General features: G+C 60.6%; 19 protein-coding genes and 3 pseudogenes. 9 read left to right on the top strand and 13 right to left on the bottom strand.

Annotated elements, in window-relative coordinates; all coding sequences use genetic code 11:
• The first annotated feature begins 549 nt into the window (after positions 1-549).
• Positions 550-1,173, top strand: a complete 624-nt coding sequence (locus IVB13_RS09270) for an Lrp/AsnC family transcriptional regulator (RefSeq protein ID WP_007594470.1) — start codon at positions 550-552, stop codon at positions 1,171-1,173.
• Positions 1,174-1,315: 142 nt separating this feature from the next.
• A complete protein-coding gene (gene ribB / locus IVB13_RS09265; RefSeq protein WP_247385477.1) occupies positions 1,316-2,392 on the top strand; it encodes a 3,4-dihydroxy-2-butanone-4-phosphate synthase in 1,077 nt (358 codons plus the stop codon).
• Here the strand turns inward: ribB and IVB13_RS09260 are convergent.
• On the bottom strand, positions 2,351-3,289 hold the full coding sequence (locus IVB13_RS09260) for a helix-turn-helix transcriptional regulator (RefSeq protein WP_247385434.1): 939 nt from the start codon (positions 3,287-3,289) through the stop codon (positions 2,351-2,353). The two genes, ribB and IVB13_RS09260, sit on opposite strands and share 42 nt — an antisense overlap.
• A gap of 90 nt (positions 3,290-3,379) precedes the next feature.
• On the opposite strand from IVB13_RS09260, the gene IVB13_RS09255 reads away from it, so the two are divergent.
• The 3 genes from IVB13_RS09255 to IVB13_RS09245 are packed head-to-tail and all read left to right on the top strand — an operon-like array spanning position 3,380 to position 6,563.
• Positions 3,380-5,449, top strand: a complete 2,070-nt coding sequence (locus tag IVB13_RS09255; protein ID WP_247488521.1) for an FUSC family protein — start codon at positions 3,380-3,382, stop codon at positions 5,447-5,449.
• Positions 5,446-5,664, top strand: a complete 219-nt coding sequence (locus tag IVB13_RS09250) for a DUF1656 domain-containing protein (RefSeq protein ID WP_247385436.1) — start codon at positions 5,446-5,448, stop codon at positions 5,662-5,664. The genes IVB13_RS09255 and IVB13_RS09250 overlap by 4 nt, the downstream gene beginning before the upstream one ends.
• Positions 5,661-6,563 carry an HlyD family secretion protein gene (locus tag IVB13_RS09245; RefSeq protein ID WP_247488519.1) on the top strand — a complete coding sequence of 301 codons (903 nt, stop codon included), beginning with the start codon at positions 5,661-5,663 and terminating at the stop codon, positions 6,561-6,563. Before IVB13_RS09250 ends, IVB13_RS09245 begins: the two co-directional genes overlap by 4 nt.
• A 1,048-nt stretch (positions 6,564-7,611) precedes the next feature.
• Here the strand turns inward: IVB13_RS09245 and IVB13_RS09240 are convergent.
• Positions 7,612-7,860: pseudogene (locus tag IVB13_RS09240) on the bottom strand (dihydrolipoyl dehydrogenase); the annotation flags it as partial.
• Positions 7,861-8,171: 311 nt separating this feature from the next.
• Between IVB13_RS09240 and IVB13_RS09235 the strand changes: the two are divergent.
• From IVB13_RS09235 to IVB13_RS09225, 3 genes are all read left to right on the top strand, one after another.
• The gene (locus tag IVB13_RS09235; RefSeq protein ID WP_247488526.1) at positions 8,172-8,900 is read left to right on the top strand and encodes a LuxR family transcriptional regulator; all 729 of its coding nucleotides are present in this window, start codon (positions 8,172-8,174) and stop codon (positions 8,898-8,900) included.
• An 87-nt stretch (positions 8,901-8,987) separates the two neighbouring features.
• On the top strand, positions 8,988-9,620 hold the full coding sequence (locus IVB13_RS09230; protein WP_247385440.1) for an acyl-homoserine-lactone synthase: 633 nt from the start codon (positions 8,988-8,990) through the stop codon (positions 9,618-9,620).
• 84 nt (positions 9,621-9,704) lie between these two features.
• Complete coding sequence (locus tag IVB13_RS09225) at positions 9,705-10,664, top strand: LysR family transcriptional regulator (RefSeq protein WP_247385442.1); 960 nt, start codon at positions 9,705-9,707, stop codon at positions 10,662-10,664.
• Here the strand turns inward: IVB13_RS09225 and IVB13_RS09220 are convergent.
• From IVB13_RS09220 to IVB13_RS09180, 9 genes and pseudogenes are all read right to left on the bottom strand, one after another.
• Positions 10,631-10,876, bottom strand: coding sequence for a DUF2274 domain-containing protein (locus IVB13_RS09220; RefSeq protein ID WP_007594481.1), 246 nt, complete (start codon positions 10,874-10,876; stop codon positions 10,631-10,633). The genes IVB13_RS09225 and IVB13_RS09220 overlap by 34 nt on opposite strands.
• Positions 10,877-10,879: 3 nt before the next feature.
• Positions 10,880-12,088 carry a TrbI/VirB10 family protein gene (locus IVB13_RS09215; protein WP_247488517.1) on the bottom strand — a complete coding sequence of 403 codons (1,209 nt, stop codon included), beginning with the start codon at positions 12,086-12,088 and terminating at the stop codon, positions 10,880-10,882.
• Positions 12,085-13,116: a P-type conjugative transfer protein TrbG gene (gene trbG, locus IVB13_RS09210; RefSeq protein ID WP_247385446.1), complete on the bottom strand. Its 1,032-nt coding sequence runs from the start codon at positions 13,114-13,116 to the stop codon at positions 12,085-12,087. The genes IVB13_RS09215 and trbG overlap by 4 nt, the downstream gene beginning before the upstream one ends.
• Positions 13,113-13,796, bottom strand: a complete 684-nt coding sequence (trbF, locus tag IVB13_RS09205; RefSeq protein ID WP_247385448.1) for a conjugal transfer protein TrbF — start codon at positions 13,794-13,796, stop codon at positions 13,113-13,115. Before trbF ends, trbG begins: the two co-directional genes overlap by 4 nt.
• Before the next feature lie 102 nt (positions 13,797-13,898).
• A complete protein-coding gene (trbL, locus tag IVB13_RS09200; protein WP_247488514.1) occupies positions 13,899-15,128 on the bottom strand; it encodes a P-type conjugative transfer protein TrbL in 1,230 nt (409 codons plus the stop codon).
• Positions 15,125-15,478, bottom strand: a complete 354-nt coding sequence (trbK-alt, locus tag IVB13_RS09195) for a putative entry exclusion protein TrbK-alt (RefSeq protein WP_247385453.1) — start codon at positions 15,476-15,478, stop codon at positions 15,125-15,127. Before trbK-alt ends, trbL begins: the two co-directional genes overlap by 4 nt.
• Positions 15,478-16,209, bottom strand: a complete 732-nt coding sequence (gene trbJ / locus IVB13_RS09190; protein WP_247398410.1) for a P-type conjugative transfer protein TrbJ — start codon at positions 16,207-16,209, stop codon at positions 15,478-15,480. Before trbJ ends, trbK-alt begins: the two co-directional genes overlap by 1 nt.
• Positions 16,206-17,078, bottom strand: a pseudogene (locus IVB13_RS09185) (conjugal transfer protein TrbE); the annotation flags it as partial. The pseudogene IVB13_RS09185 and the gene trbJ, both read right to left, overlap by 4 nt.
• A pseudogene (locus tag IVB13_RS09180) lies at positions 17,072-17,167 on the bottom strand (antirestriction protein ArdC); the annotation flags it as partial. The pseudogenes IVB13_RS09185 and IVB13_RS09180, both read right to left, overlap by 7 nt.
• A 365-nt stretch (positions 17,168-17,532) precedes the next feature.
• Between IVB13_RS09180 and IVB13_RS09175 the strand changes: the two are divergent.
• Positions 17,533-18,597: a hypothetical protein gene (locus IVB13_RS09175; protein WP_247488513.1), complete on the top strand. Its 1,065-nt coding sequence runs from the start codon at positions 17,533-17,535 to the stop codon at positions 18,595-18,597.
• Positions 18,598-18,644: 47 nt separating this feature from the next.
• Here IVB13_RS09175 and IVB13_RS09170 read toward each other — a convergent pair whose 3' ends face one another.
• Both IVB13_RS09170 and IVB13_RS09165 read right to left on the bottom strand, forming a co-directional pair.
• Positions 18,645-19,427 (bottom strand): enoyl-CoA hydratase/isomerase family protein, encoded by a 783-nt coding sequence (locus IVB13_RS09170; RefSeq protein ID WP_247478288.1) that lies wholly within the window; start codon positions 19,425-19,427, stop codon positions 18,645-18,647.
• Positions 19,428-19,567: 140 nt separating this feature from the next.
• A complete protein-coding gene (locus tag IVB13_RS09165; RefSeq protein WP_247488511.1) occupies positions 19,568-21,658 on the bottom strand; it encodes a molybdopterin-dependent oxidoreductase in 2,091 nt (696 codons plus the stop codon).
• Between the last annotated feature and the right edge of the window lie 204 nt (positions 21,659-21,862).

Here is a 21,862-nt window from a genome sequence, read left to right as displayed (position 1 = left end):
ATCATTGAACAATTGATTCGGGAATCCTATAAATCGCGGCAAAATCAACAATCTGCCAAAGTAGTGCTAGATCCAACTCTGCATCCGGCCGATCTTTGCCATTTTCTGGTTGACGAGGGTGGGCGTCGTTGCTGCCGAACCTTTTGTCTCACGCAACGCCCGCGGCGTGGTCAGCGAAGTGGGACCAGGGCCACACGCGACGACAGGCGGTTGTACGAAACAGGGCAGCTCTCGACATCGAGCTCTGCTGCACATCCCGTCAAGTGACATGGGGAGCCAATCGATGGAGCGGCGGGCATTACATCTTGACCGAATCCGCGGATCAACGTCGGCCTGCATATCGCATAGGCAAAAAATGTATCAGAAGTAGGCAACTAACCTCCTGATCGCAATGCACAATGCGAAGGTTGACGGTTTTTCAATATAAGTCGATGATTTGTCGAAATCCCACAAGCGCAATTGCGGTTAGCTTTTACCACGCGATTGTCATCACCCCGCAAACGACGGTGATACACGCCGCAGAAGACTGCCATAATTGGGAGATACGCGATGTCAACGACCTCTCTCGACAGAATAGATATCAAGATCCTCAACGAGCTCCAGCAGAATGCGAGCTTGACCAATGTCGAGCTCGCATCACGCGTGAATCTCTCGCCGTCGCCGTGTCTGGCACGCGTCAGAACACTCGAAAAGCTCGGTGTGATCGATCGACGGATCGCCCTTCTCGATCCCGCCGTGCTCGGCATTGGTGTAACGGCTTTCATCCAGATCAAGCTGGAAAAGCAGGTCCAGACGTCCCTCGAGAATTTCACACGATCCATCGACCGGCTGGCCCAGGTAATGGAATGCTATCTCATGACCGGTGAGAGCGACTACATGCTCCGCGTCATGGCGGCCGACATCGAAGATCTCGAAGACCTGATTGTCAACAAACTATCCCGCATCCCCGGCGTCAGCAGCATTCGATCAAATCTGGCCCTCAAGCGCATTTCGTACAAGACCGTGCTGCCGATCGACACCAATCGGCCGGTCACCGTCAAGGCTTGCGCCAACCCCTCGCGCCCTCTGGAGCGCTCACCAAGACCCCGATACGACCCAACTGGTCCTTTGCTGTCCGATGCGCCGATCGGGCTGGACACCAATCGTCCCAGCTACAGCGTGGAAAGACTATGAGGCGCCCCGCCATGCGCTCCGGCCAGTTGACAATAATGGTGAAGTTAAGATCGGCAGAGTGCTCGAGCGGCGCTGCGAGCCTGACAATCCGCACAAGACCCAACGCGAGCACCCGTCGGTTCCAGCGAGCAGAGCGACCGAGATGACGGGTGTGATCGAAGCGGCCCTGCAGGCGCTCGCCGACGGCGAAATCGTCGTGGTCACCGACGACGACGATCGCGAGGGCGAAGGGGACCTCATCGTTGCCGCCTCGCGGTGTACCGCTGAGAAGATGGCCTTCATCATTCGCCATACATCGGGAATCGTCTGCGCTCCGATTACCCTCGAAGACGCGAGACGCCTGCGGCTTGACCCGATGGTTGTCAACAACGACTCGGCTCACACCACGGCGTTCACCGTGTCAGTGGACTACCGGCCGGATAACGGTACGGGCATCTCGGCCGAAGAGCGGGCCTCGTGCTGCCGTGCACTCGCCAACCCCAACGCTGGCGCCGGCGATTTTTGCCGGCCGGGACACGTCTTCCCGCTGATCGCAAAAGAAGGGGGCGTACTCATGCGCTCGGGTCACACCGAGGCCGCCGTCGACCTGTGCAGACTGGCAGGTCTCGAGCCGGTCGGCGTCATCAGCGAACTGATGAACGACGATGGCTCGGTGATGAAGGGGCCGCAAGTCGCCGCTTTCGCCGACAAGCACAAGCTGAAACAGGTCACCATCGCAGACCTCATCAGCTTCCGGCAGGCCCGCGAGACGCTGATCGAGCGCGTCTCGAGCGTCACGGCGGAGAGCCCGATCGGCCCGCTCCAGGGCTATTCGTATCGCTCGCCGTTCGACCCCATTCATCACGTCGCCTATATCTACGGAGAACTGGGCGACGGCACCAACGTCCTTACGCGCTTCTACAAACCCCACATCCTGCGCGATTTGTTCTCGGGTCAGGAACAGGCCAAGATGAACGTCATTCTGCAACGCTTCAAGGACAATGGCAGCGGCGTGCTCGTCTATCTGCGCGACGGCGCGGCGGGCGTTCCGCCTGCGCCGCTAGGCCCGATCAGTTCGCGCGAAGACGACCGTAATCGGCAATGGCGCGAGATCGGCGTCGGCGCCCAGATCCTGCGGGATCTCAAGATCAGCTCCATCCGTCACCTCACGTCGTCGACGCATCACTTCAAGGGACTGTCAGGCTTCGGCATCGAGATCGTCCGAAACGAAGCGCTCTAACTCCAGCCATCCGCGTTGCGAAAGTCCATTAAGCGCGTCCCGCACCTCAGGCATCCGGCGAAGCTTGCAGTTCGTCTCGCGGCAGGTCTCCCCCGGGCCAGCCTGGCCGGCCTCGCGCTCGGAGAAGTAGCGCGCCGGCGATTTGCCAAGCGCCTTCTTGAACATGGTGATGAACGCACTCACCGACTCGTAGCCGAGCGCCTCGGACACGGACTGAACCGTGTTGCCAGCAGACAATTTCTGGATGGCGACGATGATCTGAAGCTGCTGACGCCAGCGACTGAAGGTCATGCCGGTCTCGGCGAGCACAATGCGCATCAGCGTCCGCTCGCCGAGCGCGACGGCTTGCGCCCACTCCGCCACGGTCCTACGGTCGGCCGGATTGTCCATCAAGGCATCGGCGATCATACGCAGTTTCGAACTCCGCGTGATCGGAAGATGCAGCCGTTCGGTCGGCATGGCGATCAACTCGTTGAGGAGCACCGCGGCGATCTGCGCGGGCGGGCCGTCGGGATCGTAGAGCGGGGGCAGCGTCGCCAACCGATGGATCAGCTCGTGCAACAGCGGTGAGATCGACAGCGTGCAGCATTCCTGCGGCACGCTCGCCGCATCCATGTCCACATAGAGAAACAGCAGGCTGGCGTTGCCGCTGACGCGATTGCTGTGGGGCATACCGCCGGGAATCCAGACGCCGCAGCGCGGCGGGACCATCCACAGGCCGCTCGGCACTTCGCACGTCACACCGCCGCGCTGGGCGAGGACGAGCTGTCCCTTGCGATGGATATGAACCGGCAGTTCGTCCTCCTGCTCCCGGGTATCCACCATGCCGGCCACGATCGGACGGTCCAAAATGTCAGGATCGAACCGCCGATAGTGCTGATAGAGCGTGCCGCGCATTGTCATCCTTTAGCAATTAATTGGCAGAATAACGAAAATCTCTCGACGCAGCAACGCCTATGGTCTCCGTGCTTCACGGACGATCACATCATGCCTTCACCATTTCTGTCTCGGCTTCTCGCAGCAGCAGCGCCCGGCCGGCTCGATCCGAAATGGGCGCTGTTCTCGGCGAACTCCTTCATCGCGGCAATACTCGCGATCTATTTTGCCTTCCGGCTCGGATTGGAGCGGCCGTATTGGGCGATGCTCACGGTCTATCTGACCGCACAGCCGTTCGCCGGCGCGGTTCGGTCACGCGCCGTCTACCGCTTTGTCGGGACATTGCTGGGCGCCTGCGCGGCGCTGGCGCTGGTCCCGATCCTGGTCGATCAACCCGCGTTATTGTCGGTTGCCGTTACCGCATGGGCCGGACTCTGCCTCTATATCTCCTTGCAGGACCGCACGCCGCGCAGCTATGCTTTCCTGCTGGCAGGCTACACCGCGACGACAATCGCGTTCTCGAGCGTCCACGTTCCGGCGATGGTATTTGTGACCGCGCTGTCGCGTGTCGAGGAGATCCTGCTCGGCATCGGCTGTGCGACCCTGGTGCACACCCTGCTGTTCCCGCGCGACGTCACTACTTCTGTGCTGAAATCCCTCTGCGCCGCATTGTCGGACGCCTTCGCCCGGACCACCGATGTGCTCTGCGCGCGCGTCGACAAGGCACCGAATACGGGGCGCTGGAAGCTCGCTGCGGACATCACGCAAATCGAGATCCTGTCGACGCACCTGCGCTACGACACCGCCGCGAGCAAGCCGGACCTGCGCGCCATCGGTGCCGTGCAGGACCAGCTCGCATTGGTCTTGCCGATGCTGCTGTCGGTGGAGGACGGACTCGCCGCCTTGGGAGAGCGGCGCTCGGCCGAGTTGAACCACCTGCTGTCTGAACTCGCCGACTGGACACGTGCGCCGGAGCGATCACCGGCCACTTCCGACGAACTGATCAGAAAGTGCACATCGTTCGAAGCGACCTGTTGCAACGATCGCAGCGAATGGGATCGGCTGATCGAGGCCGGAACCGCGGCCAGATTGGCCACGCTGATCGAAGCGCTGGCTGCCGCGCGAAACCTGTCGCGCGCATTGCACAGCGGTGCTCACCCTGCCATTTGGAGCCAAGCTGGCCTGCGGGATCGACACGTGAGGCGACGCCTGCACAGCGATCCCGGCCTTGCCGTTCTGTCGGTCGTGGCTCTTGGCGTCGCCGTGCTCGGCTGCTGCACGGTCTGGATCACGACGGCCTGGCCGGAAGGCGGCGTCGCCACGCAAATCGCCGCCATCGCCGCGGCGCTCTACAGCAGCCTCGACGATCCCGCGCCAACGCTGATTTGCTCCGCGCTCTGGACGCTGGCCTGCCTGCCGATCGCCGCGATCTACCTGTTCGTGATCTTCCCGGCCATCACCGGCTTTCCGATGCTGGTGTTCTCGCTGGCGCCGACCTTTCTGGTGATCGGCTATCTGCAGGCCAATCCCCGGCATTTCGTCAAGGCGCTGGCGCTCGGTCTCGGACTGATCAGCGCGCTCGACCTCCAGAACAAATTCAGCGCCGACTTCGCTCTGTTCATCAATAGCAATGCGGCTGCGATGATCGGACTTCTCACAGCGTTCATCGCAATTCGATTGCTGCGTTCACTGTCGGCATCGGGAGCGGCGCAGCGTCTGCTGCGCCACGGCTGGTCCGGTCTGGCGAGGCTGGCTGCTGCACGGCGGCCGATGAGCCGCGCCAGATGGACCAGCATCATGCTTGATCGATTCGGCCTGGTGATCCCTCGGCTGGCTGGCGCGACGACGGACATCGCGGTGGAAGCCCGTCCTTTGGCCGCGCTGCAAATCGGCCTCGATCTGCTCGCGCTCAGGCAAGCCGCAGTGCACGAGGACGCGCGCAGCGACCCTGGCCTCCAGCAGCTTCTGCCGATGCTGTCGCAGGCATTCCGCTGGCTGGCCCGCGGCAACGCGAAACTGAAGCCTGACGATGCGCGCGCCCTTCTGGCCGCGATCGACAACGCGCTGTGCGACACGCGCAAAGACACGACCGCCTGCCAGCAGCGAACGCTCGCGCTGATCGGCCTGCGTCGGACGATGTTTCCGGATGCTCATGCTTTGTCCAGAAAGGCCATGCCATGAACGAGGAAATCGCCATTGCCGGCGTCTACGTTCCGACGTTTGCGCTGGCCTGTGCTTGTGCGCTCGCGGCCTGCTCTATCGCCTCCGCGGCCAACCGCAAATTCATCGGCGTCCATATTCGAAGGTATGCGTGGCACCCCGCGCTGTTCGACTTCGCCGTCTTCGTCATTCTGACCAAGATCTTCTACGCTGTTCTGGGAAAGCTGCCGCTATGACAACGATGAGTTCGATGTTTCCCCGCATGATGCTCACTGTCCTGATGGTGAGCGTCGCGGCACCGGTCAGCATCGGCATGTGGGAGCATTATGAGGCGGCGCCATGGACACGGGACGGCCGCGTCCGCGCCGACATCATCGCCGTTGCCGCCGATGTCTCCGGGCTGGTCGACGAGGTGCTGGTCCGGGACAATCAGGTCGTCCGCAAGGGCGATATCTTGCTGCGGCTGAATCCCGACCGTTTCCGCCTCGCCGTCCAACAAGCAGAGGCGTCTCTGGCCAACCGCGAAGCCGCCGCGGAGAAGGCAGCGAGCGACCGCGCACGATACGAGAAGCTGAGCGAAGGTGTCGTGTCGCAGCAACAGCGCGAGACGATCCGCGCTACAGATTTGCAAGCCAAGGCGCTTTATGGTGAGGCCGTGGCCGACCTTCAGATCGCGCGGCTCGATCTCGATCGATCCGAAATCCGGGCGCCCGCGAACGGCCGCGTGACCAATTTCGATTTACGGCCCGGCACCTATCTCGCCGCGGGGCGCGGCATCATGGCGCTGATCGACATCGACACCGTGCGTGTCGAAGGCTATTTCGAGGAGACCAAGATCCCGCGGATCCACCTCGGTGACGCCGTTGAGGTGAAGCTGATGAGCGGAACGACGCTGAGCGGTCGGGTCGAGAGTATCGCTGGCGGAATCGAGGACCGCGATCGAAGTTTGGGGTCAAGCCTGCTCGCCAGCGTCAATCCATCGTTCTCCTGGGTCAGGCTCGCCCAGCGCATTCCGCTTCGGGTCCGCATCCCGCGCAAAGATGTCGATCGCCTGATCGTCGGAACGACTGCGACGGTGCAAGTCAATGTTGGAAACCGCAACGCACCGCCAAACACCATGGACGTTCTACGGTAACGCTCGGTAACGCGTTCAGCCGGAGCCAAGAAAATTTAATGAAAGCAAAGCTGAATGGCGCGCCCGGAACGATTCGAACGTCCGCCCCTTAGATTCGTAGTCTGGTCCGGAGCATAGAAACAACTAGCGTTTGTTACCGTAAGCGCAAGCAAGAATCGCGAAATAGCGCCGTTTCGCCGCGGCACCAGATGTAGCCAGACCTTGAGAAAGGGCCCGCCGATCGCGCCGGGCCAAGTAGAGGGAGGAAACGAAAGATCGGATATCTTTCGCAAACGCCGAATGCAGAATTCGATCGCGGAAATCTAACGAACGACATCCGGCAGCATACTATCGTGCACATCAGACCGCATTTTGTGCTGAAGTCCGCAGCTCTCAGCGCCATTTTCGGCATTTGACGCGAGGTACGATTTCGACTGCACCAAAAAGCGCGCGCGAAACTTGAAGGGTCCCGATCACCAGGCTCCGCACGTCCAGAACAGCTCATTTCATCGCCCGGCTCAGATCTCGCAATGCCCGCGCCGCCATACCTGCTTTTGCAATTCAGAGCTCCCAATCGCCGAGGGTTCTGCCGAGGATGACTGCCTGGGTTCGCGTTGCGATGATGAGTGTCCATTCCTTTAAATCGCGCGCTGACGAAATCGCGCCTATTTCCCGAGGTACTGTCCTCGATCGTCTCTACCTAGCGCGCGGAGCGTCTTTCTTCTGAAGCTCGACAGGTCGAACAGGAGCCTAGGCACTTTTTCCAGCGCCATCGCCTTGCCTTCGATTGCGAGATGTAGAACTCGCACCAATCTGGCAAGACCGAGTTCTACAAATGCGACCGAACATGCGGATCATTCCCAATCCTGAGCTGGCTGTCTGCAATGACGATGGATGCTGCTAGATCAGGTCTTCTCTCCAGAACGACGTATCGACATGCCGCGGCAAATTCCTCCTCCTGAACGCTCAAAGGTACCTTGACCTCCCTCCGAGAAGTTCCCGCCATATTCGGGTCCCATATGAACGATCGGCAGCGAGACACCTGATGGCAGGCTCATGTTTTGAATTTCTAGTGGCTCGCGCGCTTGGTCGACCTCTTCGCTCCCCGCAACACATCCGTGCAAACACCTTCGTACTTCGGCAGCAAGGCCTATTGTTTCTCCGAACGTCGGATGCGGATGAATGGTTTTGCTGATATCAATTGCATCGGCGCCCATCTCGATCGCCGGACAGGTTCTCCGATCATGTCGCCAGCCTGCGGGCCAACGATCACACCGCCGATGATCCGGTGAGTCTCTTGGTCGATGATCAGCTTGGTCGGCAAACTGGCCTTTCTGGCCGGTCAACGCAGTGTCCCGGCACATGCAGGCCCCTGGCCAGTTGCATAGCCGCATCACATTCGGCGCTTTGGGGGTGACGGCTGCGATTTCGGCACAAAATGCCGGGGTCGTTATGAGAATAGGCAAAGACAAACTGTACGAGACACGACGTTGTGGTGTTTGGTACAAGAGGGTTTTGCCCTGACTTCACTGGCCGCGAAGCGCGGCTCTTTGGTCACTTGTTGTGGGCACAATCAACGAATTGGGCGAGATCTCTGCTCTCGCACCATGCACGGCTTGCTTGGCAGCGATGCACCGCATCTTTCAAAATTTCATTGATCTCCTAGCGACCGCAGAAGATCTCCAAGACTTCTCCAAAGCCATGGCGGACACAGCGACCGCTTTGGACCTATCGTGTTTTGCCTATCTAGCTCTCCAGCACTCAAGCAAAGGCAAACCGCGCCTAATCTCTACATATCCATCGCGGTGGGTAGCACACTATCTACGAAACAATTATCAAGTGCTTGATCCCGTCATCGGAGAAGCTCTCCGAAACCCCGAGCCCTTTCGATGGGGGGTTAATTTCAACTCGAAGTTCACATCGAAAGCACAGCATCGGCTTTTCGAAGAGGCCGCGGAATTCGGAATTCGGTTTGGCTTTACGGTGCCCATTCACGATGGCCACGGCCCCATCGCTGCATTGACCTTTGCCGTTGACCAGAGCCGCCCACAATTCGAACGGTTCATCGAATCGCATGGACGCGTTCTTCAGCTTATGGCGATGTATTTCCATGCTCATACCCGCCGAAAGCTAGCAAATGTACACGAAATAGAGGGGGCATGCCTATCCCCGCGCGAGTTCGAATGCTTGGAGTGGGCAGCTCGGGGCAAGAGCGCTTGGGAGATTGGATGCATTCTCGGCATCTCGCGCAACACGGTTGCCTTCTACCTAGAAGGCGCGAAGAAAAAACTCGGTGTTCGGACGATTGTGGAAGCGGTAGCCCGCTTAGCCGCCGTGAAAAGAAAAGGGCAAAATTAGGGGCGCAGCCCCCTACAACTACAGGTAATGACTTAAGACCCGTGATCCGGTCCAAAGGTGACGATGTACACACCCCTTGGAGGGACTATGATTCAGCTAATCACACCGTCCTTGTATGGCCAGTTCGCCGAAACTCTCGCCGAAATGCATCGGTTACGATATCGCGTTTTCAAACATCGCATGGCATGGGACGTTCAAACCAGCGGCGACATGGAGATCGACGATTTCGATGCACTGCATCCCGCTTACCTAGTCCAGCTATGTGACAACGGGCAGGTGCAAGGTTCCGTACGCCTTCTCCCCACACTCGGCCCGACCATGCTTTGCGAAACCTTTCCTACGCTTCTTGAAAACCAACCCGCGCCGTCAACTCCTCTCGTTTGGGAAAGTAGTAGATTCGCAATCGATGTTGCTGCCGATGCTCCGAAGGGAGATCATGGTCTTACTCGTGCTGCTTACGAGCTGTTTGCGGGAATGGTCGAGTTCGGACTCTCAAGACAACTCACTGACATCGTTACCGTCACGGACGTCCGTATGGAGCGAATCCTTCGACGAGCCAGTTGGCCCCTGCGGCGCATTGGCAATCCTTCCGCCATTGGTAACACCTTAGCCGTGGCCGGTTACCTCGAGATTTCGCGCGATACTCTGGCCAGCCTTCGTAAAGCCGGCGGGCTTTCGGCACCGGCCCTTTGGACGCCAGTAATCTCCGCGGCCGCATAGAACGATCCAGGCCAACAAACGATATGCCCGTCCCCGCCTAGAGCGGGGACGGGTATCTTGCGGTTCGCTTACCGAGCTATGAACATGACGGAAATTGAGACCAGGAACGACCAGCGAAACGCAGCGAGAGCTATTGACCTGCAACAGCTTCGACTCGCGGTCGCCGCTTGTGACTACGGTAGCTTTCGACGAGCCGCGGAAGCGCTTTCAATCAAGCACACCGCGTTCAGCCGTGCTATCGGTCAGCTCGAGCACCTCGTGGGCACTTCACTGTTTGAGCGCTCAAGCGGGGGTATCAAGCCTACGTTGACCGGATGCGCAATTTTGCGCATTGCACGGCTAATCCTGGAGCAGGTCGACATGCTCGTTGACGCCGGAAGGTCCGGTGGCCGCGGCGATACTGGCCATCTTGTCGTCGGTTTCTTCACATCCATGTCCACCGGCAATTTGCGAGCGACGATAGGTGAGCTCAAGAAGCTGCTACCAGGGCTTGAACTGGCAACGATGGAACGCTCACGCTTTCGTTTGATGACTGCCCTCGGTAACGGAACCGTCGACGTTGTCGTTAGCCCTGGACGTCCGGCTTCAAAGGACACAAGATCACTATTGCTCTGGAGCGAACGCATCCTGATCTCGCTGCCGCAGGATCATGTCCTGGCGGCACGCGAGATCGTCTATTGGACAGATTTGCGTAACGAAAAGATCCTTCTAAGTGAGTATGATCCAGGACGAGAGCTCGAGGATCTTTTGATTTCGAAGCTCGTACTACCCGACGATCGGCCCAAGGTAGAGCGCCATGACGTAAGCCGCGGCATTATCAAGAGTCTTACGAGTATGGGCATGGGGCTCAGTCTGGCTATGGAATCGGATATTGGCGCAAGCTTCGCTGGCGTTGTGTACCGAGAGTTGCAGGACGGAACGGGACCAAGCCGGGTGGACTTCTATGCGCATTGGCGCGAAGACAATCAGAATCCGGCTCTGAAGCGTTTCCTCAATCTGTTGGCAGAACGCTATCCCTCGCCTCCGCCAACACCCGGGGCGTGACCGGCCCGTCTCGCTTTTGCAAATCCGCGGTCCGTGGCCATGAAGCGGGCCAGCATGGGCGCGACAAGCTTTGCCGGATCGATCCGCTGCCCGCTTTCGCGCGCCATGGCCTCCGCATAGGCGACAAGATCCCGATGCACTGATGCCGGAAGTTCAGTGGTGACCTTGACCGGTTTGTCGTCGGGCAGCGCTCCTATTCTAAGCTTTGGCATCTCCTACCCTCCGTAAGGCGCAAGTATAAGGTCACGATTGACGACAACGCGAACTGGGAAGCCGGGTCGCACGGTAAGAGTAGGCTGAATGTTGAGGCTGCGCCGAACTACCTGCTGCCCGGTTTGGTTCAGTGAATCCGAGGCGCCGTGGCGCAACGCCTGGATAATTGCGCTGTCGTCGCTGTCGGTGTCCGAACCGACGCCAAGTTCAGTCCCGACCGCCAAGAAGGTCGATAGTGCCGCGGCCTTGAACAGTTCACCCCAATGATTGTCGACCTGGTCTTCGAGCCCGGCGTAGCCTGAGGCGTCTGCACCAGGCTGCCGCTCCAGAACAATTGAGCGGCCGTTCGGCATGATCAGCCGCGTCCAGACCAGCAGAACGCGGGACTGGCCGAACGAAACCTGGCTGTCATAACTGCCAATTAGCTTCGCTCCTTGTGGCACGAGCAAAAAGCGGCCAGTTGGAGAATCGTATATGTTCTCCGTCACCTGCGCCGCGATTTGTCCCGGAAGATCTGATCTGATCCCCGTCAGCAATGCGCCCGGAATAACTGTCCCAGCCTGCACGATATACGGTGAAGCCGGCCTGGTGATGCGGTCAGGGCTAACCGTACGACGGTCCACAGAGGCGTTCACAAAAGCAAGCTTCCTCTCCTGGCTGTTCTGAGTGAGTCCATCGTCGCTGTTGCCTGGACTCGCTGGCGTGATGCGGTCACTCCCTACAGCCGTGGTGGTAGGGGGGCGCGCATCTTGCCCCTTGGCCGAAGCGAACAGATGGCTGACACGTGCGGCTTCAGCTTCCTGGTCTCGTCGCTGTTGGTCGGGATCGGCGCCGCTCGGTGCCAGCTGGCCTTGAGCTGCAAGGATCGGCCGGCCAAGGTCGCCAGGGAGCGGCGGACCAAGCTGCGGGACGAATTGCCGTGCAGCGCCCGCGTAGTCCTTCGGCAGCGTCGTGATTCCATCGGCAACGGTGTGATGGTCGGTGCTGTAGAGCTCGTCCGCCGTCTGGGATCGGGGATAATTGCTCTGCAGGGACCACAACACGGCTCCGCTGATGACAAGCAACGCGAGGGCTGTTCCCCCAGCTAAAACTTTCCGCGACAGCCGCGTCACACGCGGAGGCTCAGCCCTCAGCCGAAATCGGTCGGGTGGCTCGCTCGAGGGTGTTGTCGGAGCCGCATGCCCCTCATCATTTGCGTTCAGGGTTTTCATGATGAGGACCTCCCGTCGGTCCTGACAATCCTGACCTTCTGCTGGTGCTTTCCGCCGAGGCGAAGCTCGGCGGCCGCAAAGAGCCGATCGACGATCAGCACGTTGCCGTAGGCGCGATAATTGACCAGTTCGGTCCTGCCCTCAGGGCCGAGCACGAACAGCGGCGGCATCTCACCTTGCACGATGCCGGCCGGGAATTCGACATAGACCTTGCGGCCATCGTCATATGCAGCGAGCGGCCGCCAAGGAGGATTGTCGCCTTCGATCGAATAGCGCGCGATACGCTGCGCCGAATCTGGAAGAACCGGCTTCAGAGCAGCTGAAGGCGAGCGTTCACGGACCGTCTCTGGATAATACCAGGCGACGGACGGCATGTAGGGCCGCTCGCGAGAGCGGAGTTCAATCAAATAGGTCCGCCGATCGGTATTGACGACGAGGTTAGTATTGATCGATGGGCGTGTCGGCTTGACCAGGATATGGACGCGTCGCGTGTCCCCACTCCCGCTCTCGGTATCGCCCACAACCCAACGTACCGTGTCGCCGGCCGCGATGGGTCCTGAACCCGTCAATTGCTCTCCCTGCTCAAGCGCGATATCCGTGATCTGCCCCGGCGCGGCATAAATCTGATAAAGCGCCCCCGGGCTGTACGCGTAGATTTGCGCCGCGTTAAAATACCCTCGCTTGCGCGGCTCGACCCGGGCTGCGCTGTTTGCCGTCTCAACGCGGTTCACCGGTTCAGGCTCTTCCTTTCCTCCCGTTTTGCCGCCGAGAGCCGGCTTCCAGAGTGGCGGAACGTGAAGGGGTCGCGATCGATCGTCGAGCGGCACTGGCGGCGACGGCAATGGAGGAACTTGCGCGTCGTAGCTGATCTCGGGTGGAATGTAGGTCGCGCACCCACCGAGGGCCGATGAACAGATAACAACGGACAGTAGTGCTCGCTTCGCGGCCAGGACGTGAGACCAGGTGGAATTGAGCGCGACGTGCAGGATGGGACCCTTCGAACGAACATCGGACGGCATCTTGGTCACTGACTCAACTCCTTCGACCAGTTGATGGCACGGACGTAGACGCCAAGGGGATTTTTGCGCAGGCGCTCTGCATCGTGCGGCGTCTCGATCACAACGGTGAGAATTGCCGTCCACCGCTCGGTCGAGCTCAATGAACCGTTGTCGTAGGTGCGCTGGGTCCATGCGACCCGAAAGCTTTCCGAGGAGGCCCGAATCACGCTCGAGACCTCGACGGAGATCTGCGCCTTTCCCAACTTGGCAAAGGGATCGTTGTTACGCGCATAGTCGTTGAGTGCGGCGGCGCCGCGATCGGTCGTAAAGTCATAAGCCCGGAGCCAGTTCTGGCGTAGGACAATCCCGTCCGCGGGAAGGCTTCTGACGTCTTCGATAAACCGAGCCAGATGGTAGGCAATCTGCGCATCAGTGGGCTGATAGTCGAAGTTGGCGGGCGCAACCCTTTGGGCTTGGCCGAGGTGATCGACCTCGACCACCCAGGGAGTGATTGATCCTTGGTTCGCTTGCCAAACAAGTCCGCCCGCAAGCCCCGCGGACAGCAACAGGCAGCCAAACGCCATCAGGCGCCAGTTCCTGGCTTGCACGCGCGCGGATCCAATGCGTTCATCCCAAACCTGAGCTGCCTTTTGGTAAGGCGTAGTCGGCTCAGGCATTCGCCCGTAGTGAACTGACGGTCGTTTGAACATCGATATTTGCCCCTTGAGGTTAAGTGATCGGTTTCGAGTCGTCCAGTGTGCGGGTCTGAGGCGCTACGGCGAGGCGAATGGCGAAAGCGAAGCGGCTGCGTGTCAGCGCTCTCCATCGGACAAATCGACGGAAGAACCGCTGCCACCGTGATCGCCGGAGCGGACCGCGTGGCCGGCCGCCGATGCACCGTGCCGAATGGCCTCGGTACGTTTTATGCGTCGCGCCCAAATGGGTGGCCCTTCGGCCGAAGTGCTTGCGGCCTGCTCGCCTGCATGCTCACCCCCGCCGAGCGCAGCCGCTGCGCGGCGTAAAGGGCTCATCGCGGCCGAGCCACCGGCCTCCGGGACGCCAGCAAGGCCTCCGGCTCGATAGGCGGCGGATACTCCACTGAAGACCGCGCCGCCACCGCGCGCGGCGCCTGCAATGGTGCCGCCGGCGAGACCAGCACCACCGGCGGCAAGTCCCGCACCGGCAGCCACAACACCGCCAGCGGCAAGTCCGGTACCGACAGCCGCACCGGCGCCGAGTTGTGGTCCGCCGGACACTAGGCCGTTTGCGATTCCGGGACCGAAGATGCCGAGACCCAGCAAAGAGAGCGCCGCAAGCACCAACGTCATCGCGTCTTCGATCGTCGGCTGCCCGCCAGCAAAGCCGGAGGTGAACTGCGAGAACAGGGTCGAGCCGATACCAATGATCACGGCCAGAACCAGGACCTTGATTCCGGAGGATATGACATTGCCCAGAACCCGCTCTGCCGCGAAAGCGGTCTTGCCAAACAAGCCAAAGGGAATGAGCACGAAGCCGGCCAACGTCGTAAGCTTGAACTCGATCAGTGTGACGAAGAGCTGGATCGCCAAAATGAAGAAGGCCAGCAGCACTACGACCCATGCGAACAGGAGAACGACGATCTGGACGAAGTTCTCGAAGAAGCTGATGTAGCCCATCAGATTCGAGATCGAATCGAGCATCGGCCTTCCGGCATCGAGTCCGACCTGGGCGATCTTTCCCGGCCGCAGGAAGTCTGACGCGGAGAGGCTTGAACCGGACGCTTTCAGCCCGAGACCGGCAAAGCTCTCGAAGACGATCCGTGCGAGGCTATTCCAATTGCCGATCAGATACGCGAAGACCCCGACGAACAGCGTTTTCTTGACGAGACGCGCAATGACGTCCTCGTCCGTGCCCCAGCTCCAGAATAGCGCGGCAAGCGTGATGTCGATGGCGGCCAGCGTCGTCGCGAGATACCCGACCTCGCCACCCACAAGCCCGAACCCGTTATCGATGTAGCGGGTGAATGTCTCAAGGAACTGGTCGATGATGCCGGTGCCGGTCATGGCTTAGCTTCCTCGGGCACGCCGACGGACGGATATCCTTGCTGCATCCGGCTCTGATCCTTTGGCACGGGTGTCACGGCGGTTTCTGCAGCGGCAGCACCGTCCCGCTTGACAAAGAAGCGGCGGCGGTTTTCAGCCCATACCTTCTGGCAATGCTGATAGTCCCCTGCATCTTCGGAAGAGACGGTCCGGCAGCGCGCAAGCTCGGACCGGTCAACGTCTTTGGTCTGCTCTGCCTTCGGCGCAGAGCTATTTTCTCCGCCACGAAGCTGGATCGCGCAGCCTGCTACGACCAGCACCCCGACCGAAATGAGTAGCGATAGCGCTTTGAATGGCCCTGTATCGGTCATCAGTGGAACATCCGCACGTCCTGGGATTGATAGCCCTGCCCCGGCGTCAGAAACCGCCGGAGCTGTTCGCGCCCCTGGTCCTGGGCTGCCGCGCGCTGCGCCGCTTCAAGGCTCTGCGCCCTGCCCTGTGCCGCGACAGTGGCGGTGAGGTCGGCGAGTTGCTGCGCCTGAAGTGCGAGGATCTGGTTGCCGGCCTGGGTCGCCTGTAGGGCGCCGCTGGCACCCTGGCTCGACGTCACGAGCGCCGATGTCTGGATGCGGTTGGTATCGAGGTTGCCGACGACACCAGCCTGGACCCGGAGCGCGTCCTGCAACGCCGCGACAGAATTCTGCCACCGCGACTGAGCATTGGTGATCAGCAGCTGGCTGGATTGGCTGCCGCTGGCCGGCGCATAGCTGGTCGAGAACGCGCGGTCGATCTGCTGGACGTCGTAGGCAATCCGCTGGGCCTGTGCCAGCAATTGCTGGGTCCGCTGTATCGAGGATTGCAGTTGCTGGAGCGAGGAATACGGCAGGCTTGCCAGATTCCTCGCCTGATTGATCAGCATCTGCGCTTCGTTTTGCAACGAGGTGATCTGATTGCTGATCTGCTGCAGCTCGCGCGCGGCGGTCAGCACGTTCTGGACGTAATTGTTGGGATCGAACACGATCCACTGCGCTCGTGCGGGCGCCACGACGCAAACCGTCAGGGCGATCGTGCCAGCGGCGGCGAATAGACCAAGGCGCCTCATTGCGGCTTCTCCAGATTGACGAGACTGGGAATTAGGTCCGCGGCCCAGGCGGCGCCGCGATGCTGGAGCCAGGCAGGCACGAAGCCGTCAGGTCCATGCTCGGCGAGGAGCTGTGCGATGGCCGCCTGGTCTGTCTTGGAAGAGGCCGCTGTGAATGCGAGTGCAACCTCACCGAGGCCGAGCTCGAACATCCGGTTGCCGCGACGGGACTGACAGTAATAGTCACGCTTGGGCGTTGCCCGGCTCAGAAGCTCGATCTGGCGGTCATTGAGGCCGAAGCGGCGGTAGATGGCTGTGATCTGCGGCTCGATGGCCCGCTCGTTCGGCAGCAACAGGCGTGTTGCGCAGCTTTCGATGATCGCGGGTGCGATCGCTGAGCCATCAATGTCCGAAAGCGACTGGGTGGCGAAGATGACGGACGCACTCTTCTTGCGAAGCGTCTTTAGCCATTCCCGGAGCTGGCCGGCAAAATCGTCATCGTCGAGGGCGAGCCACCCTTCATCGACAATGAGAAGCGTGGGACGGCCGTCGAGCCGATCTCCAATGCGATGAAAGAGGTAGGCCAGCACTGCTGGGGCCGCGCTCGTTCCGATCAAGCCTTCAGTCTCGAACGCCTGGACGGAGGACTCGCCAAGGCGCTCGAATTCAGCATCAAGCAAGCGCCCGGACGAACCGCCAAGGCAATAGGGTTGAAGAGCACGCTTCAAGAAGTTCGATTGCAGGAGGACTGACAGGCCCGTCAGGGTGCGCTCCTGTATTGGCGCCGACGCGAGAGACGTCAGGGACGACCACAGATGGTCCTTGACCTCTGGGGTGATCTCGACCTTTTCCCGCGCCAGGATGGCACCGATCCATTCGGTGGCCCAGCCTCCAGCTCGGCGATGATCTTGTTGGTGATGTCGTCATAAAGGCTTGCCCGATCCTCACCGGTGCGCGCCCGAGGATGGTGTCTGGACATCGCGGGTCCCCGCCAATCGGCTTTCGCGGAACAGGGCGCCTGCGCCAGCCAGTTTGGTCGAAGGCGACTATGGATCACTTCGCAGCGTCGATCGGAAAAGGAGATCTTAAGCAGGGGGAGGATCTTTTATGCCTGGTGTGATATCGCTTGGGAAGGCACCGCGTCTGCCTCGGTACTGTCGCCGCAAAATATTGGCGAAGAATAGAATAGCCTACTATTTTGAACCCCCAACCTGGGCTCGTCGACAGGGCTGCGATTTAAACCCTGAAGCTCTAGGCTGCGATTACGCAAGTGCCGTCGAGCGGGTAGAGAAAGTCCTTTTGCCGGCGTTCGACAGTTGGCACTCACGGGGTCTAAGCGACATCATGCCGGCGACTATCGAACCCGGCACGTTCGATTGGCTCGTCGGCGTCTTCCAAGCTCACCAGAAGTGGACCGAAATCGAAAGCGCTACACAGCGGCACTACACAAAAAGTCTCGCACTGTTCGCCAATCACGAGCTGAAAGATGGAAGTCGCGTTGGGTCTAAACAGTTGTCCGATTTCACCAAAGCGTTCGTCGACGCAGTTTATCGAAAATTATTGTTTGTGACGAAAGTCAATAACAGTGGAGAGGTCGTCGTTCGCGAGCGTCGTCGCTATGTAACTATGGCTATGGCGGCCTGTCGCCGTGCTTGGTTCGTTGGTCAGCGTGCTCAAGAAAGGATCGTACCAGCGACCAATCCGTTTTCCCGGATGGGACTAAAATCTCATCCGCCTGGGCAACCGATACGGCCCACACCGACCGCAACTTGGGACGAACTCGTCGCGTTCAGAGCTGCCGCGAGAAAGCTTGATTACCGCTCGATCGCAACAGCTGCTTTATTGTCGTGGGAGTGGCTGCAACGAGAGCAGCACGTGTTTGGCGCCTTCGACATTTCGCATTATCGACCCAGCGAGCGGCCAAATAGCGTCAGAATCGTGCATCCGAAGAACGGAGAGGAGGCTTGGTGGCCACTATCAGACGAAACGGGCACCCCTCTCTTTCCTGAGCTTATGGAGGAACTCGACGAGATCAAGAGGACCACCCTCTCCGGTCTGGTATTCCGTCGTGATCATGCGCATCGTCAGTCGGCAATCCCGCTACCATGGATTACCCCACGCAAGGATCTCCGCTATCTACGTAGTGTGGTAAAAACCATCATCACAGAGGCTGGCCTACGTCAGGAGCTTTCTTTTAGGTCTTTCCGACACGGAGGATTTACCGAGGGCGCCGACAGCGATCTCACGGATGCAGAGTTGCGCGCGGCTGGTCGTCATAGATCAAGTCGCCAACTGCCAACCTACGCCAAGCGTACGGCCAGGCAGTTGATCATTGCCACAAAAAAGCGTCGCGAAGAGCGGACAAGATCTCTCCTTATTCGGCTAAACGCCAATCTCCCCTCGGAATAATGGCACGTCGGCCGATGGCAGCACGATCAATGCGCTGAAAGGATCGCCTATTTTCCCGTCCACACCGGCTTGCGCTTCTCGCTGAACGCCTTCAGCCCTTCCTTGGCATCCTCGGTCATGGCAAGCAGCGCGATCTGGCTTTCGGTGTAGGCGATGCTCTCGTCGAACGACATCGAGGCGATGGCGCGCATCGCGTATTTGCCGCGACGGATCGCGGTCGGGGATTTGTCGACGATGCGGCCGATCAGCCAGTCGACCTTGGCATCCAGCTCGGCCGTGGGCACGACGTAGTTCAGCAGGCCTGCTGCCAATGCCGCTTTCGCGTCGAACGGCTCGCCGGTCAGCGCCCATTCGTTGACGAGCCGCGGTGGCGCGATCGACTGCAACAGGCTCAACACCTGCATCGGGAACACGCCGACCTTCACTTCCGGCAGGCCGAAGACGACGTGATCGGCGGCGACGGCCATGTCGGTCATGCAGAGCAGGCCCATGCCGCCTGCCATGCAGACGCCGCTGACGCGCGCAATCGCGGGCTTGGTCGCGTTCTGCGACAAGCGTAACAGATCGGCATAGTCGACATTCGGCTTCGAATGATCCATCGCGAAGGCCGCGCCGGAGTTCTGCAGATCCGCGCCGGCGCAGAACGCCTTGTCGCCCGCGCCCGTCAGCACGATGACGCGCACGTCCTTGTCGTCATGCGCGTCGCGATAGCCGCGCGTGATGCCGGCGATGACCTCGCCATTCAGCGCATTGCGTTTCTCGGGCCGGTTGATGGTGATCCAGAGCGCCTGCCCGCGCTTCTCGGTGATCACGGCTGTGGTGTCGGTCATGGCGCGCTCGCTTCCTCGGGCTCTCCGTTTTGCAGCCATTTGCGGCAGCTCGGGCCAAAGGTGCAAGAGCAATTTGCGGCGCGGCGCCGCTTTAGCGTCTCGACACAAACTTGTAACCCGATCGAAGCGCATGTTGCGGATCAGGCCGCCACCGCTTTCCTGATCCAGACCTTGTTGTCGTGGAAAGCGGCGCCGCCGATCGGCGCGATCGTGTCCGCGCCCGTCAGCATGTTGATGCCGCGGTTACCGATATGGTTCTTGTTGGGATGAACGGACTCCGCGATCAGCACGCCGCGGCGCACGCCCTCGAACAGCGTGGCGATCAGCGTTGTCTCGCCGCGGGCGTTGCCGAGCGTCACGGCGTCGCCATGGGCGATGTCGAGCGCGGCCGCATCCAGGGGATGGATCATCACGCTCGCCTTGCCCTCGCGCGCCTGGGAGGACGGCGTCTCGTTGAAGGTGGTGTTGAGGAAGCTGCGCGACGGGCTCGTGGCAAGCCGGAACGGATGGGCCTGGTCGGAATGCTCGATCACCGCCCAATGGTCCGGCAGCGAGGGCATCTTGTCGAAGTCACCCATCGTCTGGCCGAACGGCGGATGCGCCCAATCCGCTTTGAAATGGAATTTCCTGTCGGCATGGGCGAAGCCGTCGAGATAATGCGACGTGCGGAAGTCCGGCTGCAGGTCGCGCCAGAGGTCGGCTTCGAGGCCGGCAATGTCGCCGTGGTCGCTCAGCTTCAGCGTCGCGTCGATCAATTCACGCGGCGTCAGCTCGAACCCCGGATGACTGGCGCCAAGCCGCGGCGCCAGCGCCTGTAACACCTCGTGATTGGAGCGGCATTCGCCGGGCGGGTCGATCAGCTTCGGCCCGACCGAGATGTGCTGGTGGCCGCCGCCGTAATAGAGATCGTCATGTTCCATGAACATCGTCGCCGGCAGCACGATGTCGGCCATCTCGGCCGTCTCGGTCATGAACTGCTCGTGCACCGCGACGAACAAATCCTCGCGCGCAAAACCCTGCCGCACCAGAGCCTGTTCCGGCGCAACGGTCATCGGATTGGTGTTCTGGATCAGCAGCGCCTTGACCGGACCCTTGCCGTGCAGCGCCCTGGAATCGCCGGTGAGGATGCGGCCGATCTGCGACTGGTCAAGCGCGCGGATAGTTGGGTCGATGGCGTCGTGGCCTTCGATGATGGATTCGTTGAAGTGCCACAGCGCGTAATTGTTGAAGAAGGAGCCGCCGCCTTCATATTGCCAGGCGCCGGTCACCGCGGGAATGCAGTTCGCCGCATGCATCTGCGCCGCGCCGTTGCGCGAGCGGGTGAAGCCGTAGCCGAGCCGAAAGAAGGTCCGCTTGGTTTCGCCGACCAGTTTGGCAAAAGCCTCGATCTCCGCCGCCGGCACGCCCGAGATCGCCGACGCCCATTCGGGCGTGCGCGTCTTGAGATGCGCCTCGAGCTCGTCAGGGCAGTCGGCGTACTTGTCCATATAGGCGCGATCGGCATAGCCGTCGCGGAACAGGACATGCATCACGCCGCAAGCGAACGCGCCGTCGGTGCCGGGCCGCAGGATGATCTTGATATCCGCTTGCTTCATGGTCTCGTTGTCGTAGATGTCGACGGCCGCGATCTTGGCGCCACGCTCCTTCCGCGCCCGGGCAGCGTGCGTCATTACGTTGACCTGCGTGTTCACGGGATTGGTGCCCCAGATCACCACCAGATCGGACAGCGCCATCTCGCGCGGATCGACGCCGGCGATCTTGCCGGTGCCGATCGCGAACCCGATGCGGCCGACATTGGCGCAGATGGTCTGATAGAACCGCGAATATCTCTTCACATGCGTGAGCCGGTTGAGGCCGTCGCGCATCACCAGCCCCATCGTGCCAGCATAATAATAGGGCCAGACTGACTCCGCGCCGAACTCGCGCTCGGCCTGGTTGAAGCGGTCCGCAATCTCGTCGAGCGCCTCGTCCCAGCTGATCCGCGCGAACTGGCCGGAGCCCTTCGGCCCGGTGCGGCGCATCGGATAGGTCACCCGATCAGGATGATGGATGCGCTCGGCATAACGGGCGACCTTGGCGCAGACCACACCGGCCGTATAGGTCTGCTTTTTCGAACCGCGGACACGACCGATGCTGCGTCCCTCGACCACCTCGATATCGAGGGCACAGGCCGACGGGCAATCATGCGGACAGGTCGAATGGCGGATTTCGATCTTGGCGTGCTGGTTCATGTCCAATTTGGTAACACCAAAATACCTGTCAGCCGAGGGTATTTATCCGGCAACGCCCATGCGATTTGCTCAGACCGCGAGCGCCGCCGGTTCCTGCCGCGACTGCGAAGAGCGGACCCGCCACACCGAAAACCGCCCGATATTCCAGGCGCCATCGGCTTTGTGAGGCGTCGACAGTCCGCCTCCCCTGCCGCTACAGTGCCA

Source organism: Bradyrhizobium sp. 17, from assembly GCF_023073515.1.
Lineage (GTDB): Bacteria > Pseudomonadota > Alphaproteobacteria > Rhizobiales > Xanthobacteraceae > Bradyrhizobium > Bradyrhizobium canariense_D.
Note: the sequence above shows the minus strand (reverse complement) of the source record. Positions and strands in the feature narration are given on the sequence as shown.

Coding starts and splice junctions, on each gene's coding strand:
- IVB13_RS09270 (WP_007594470.1), top strand. CDS start 550: ATGTCAACGACCTCTCTCGACAGAATAGATATCAAGATCCTCAACGAG.
- ribB (WP_247385477.1), top strand. CDS start 1,316: ATGACGGGTGTGATCGAAGCGGCCCTGCAGGCGCTCGCCGACGGCGAA.
- IVB13_RS09260 (WP_247385434.1), bottom strand. CDS start 3,289: ATGCGCGGCACGCTCTATCAGCACTATCGGCGGTTCGATCCTGACATT.
- IVB13_RS09255 (WP_247488521.1), top strand. CDS start 3,380: ATGCCTTCACCATTTCTGTCTCGGCTTCTCGCAGCAGCAGCGCCCGGC.
- IVB13_RS09250 (WP_247385436.1), top strand. CDS start 5,446: ATGAACGAGGAAATCGCCATTGCCGGCGTCTACGTTCCGACGTTTGCG.
- IVB13_RS09245 (WP_247488519.1), top strand. CDS start 5,661: ATGACAACGATGAGTTCGATGTTTCCCCGCATGATGCTCACTGTCCTG.
- IVB13_RS09235 (WP_247488526.1), top strand. CDS start 8,172: ATGCACCGCATCTTTCAAAATTTCATTGATCTCCTAGCGACCGCAGAA.
- IVB13_RS09230 (WP_247385440.1), top strand. CDS start 8,988: ATGATTCAGCTAATCACACCGTCCTTGTATGGCCAGTTCGCCGAAACT.
- IVB13_RS09225 (WP_247385442.1), top strand. CDS start 9,705: ATGACGGAAATTGAGACCAGGAACGACCAGCGAAACGCAGCGAGAGCT.
- IVB13_RS09220 (WP_007594481.1), bottom strand. CDS start 10,876: ATGCCAAAGCTTAGAATAGGAGCGCTGCCCGACGACAAACCGGTCAAG.
- IVB13_RS09215 (WP_247488517.1), bottom strand. CDS start 12,088: ATGAAAACCCTGAACGCAAATGATGAGGGGCATGCGGCTCCGACAACA.
- trbF (WP_247385448.1), bottom strand. CDS start 13,796: ATGTTCAAACGACCGTCAGTTCACTACGGGCGAATGCCTGAGCCGACT.
- trbL (WP_247488514.1), bottom strand. CDS start 15,128: ATGACCGGCACCGGCATCATCGACCAGTTCCTTGAGACATTCACCCGC.
- trbK-alt (WP_247385453.1), bottom strand. CDS start 15,478: ATGACCGATACAGGGCCATTCAAAGCGCTATCGCTACTCATTTCGGTC.
- trbJ (WP_247398410.1), bottom strand. CDS start 16,209: ATGAGGCGCCTTGGTCTATTCGCCGCCGCTGGCACGATCGCCCTGACG.
- IVB13_RS09175 (WP_247488513.1), top strand. CDS start 17,533: ATGCCGGCGACTATCGAACCCGGCACGTTCGATTGGCTCGTCGGCGTC.
- IVB13_RS09170 (WP_247478288.1), bottom strand. CDS start 19,427: ATGACCGACACCACAGCCGTGATCACCGAGAAGCGCGGGCAGGCGCTC.
- IVB13_RS09165 (WP_247488511.1), bottom strand. CDS start 21,658: ATGAACCAGCACGCCAAGATCGAAATCCGCCATTCGACCTGTCCGCAT.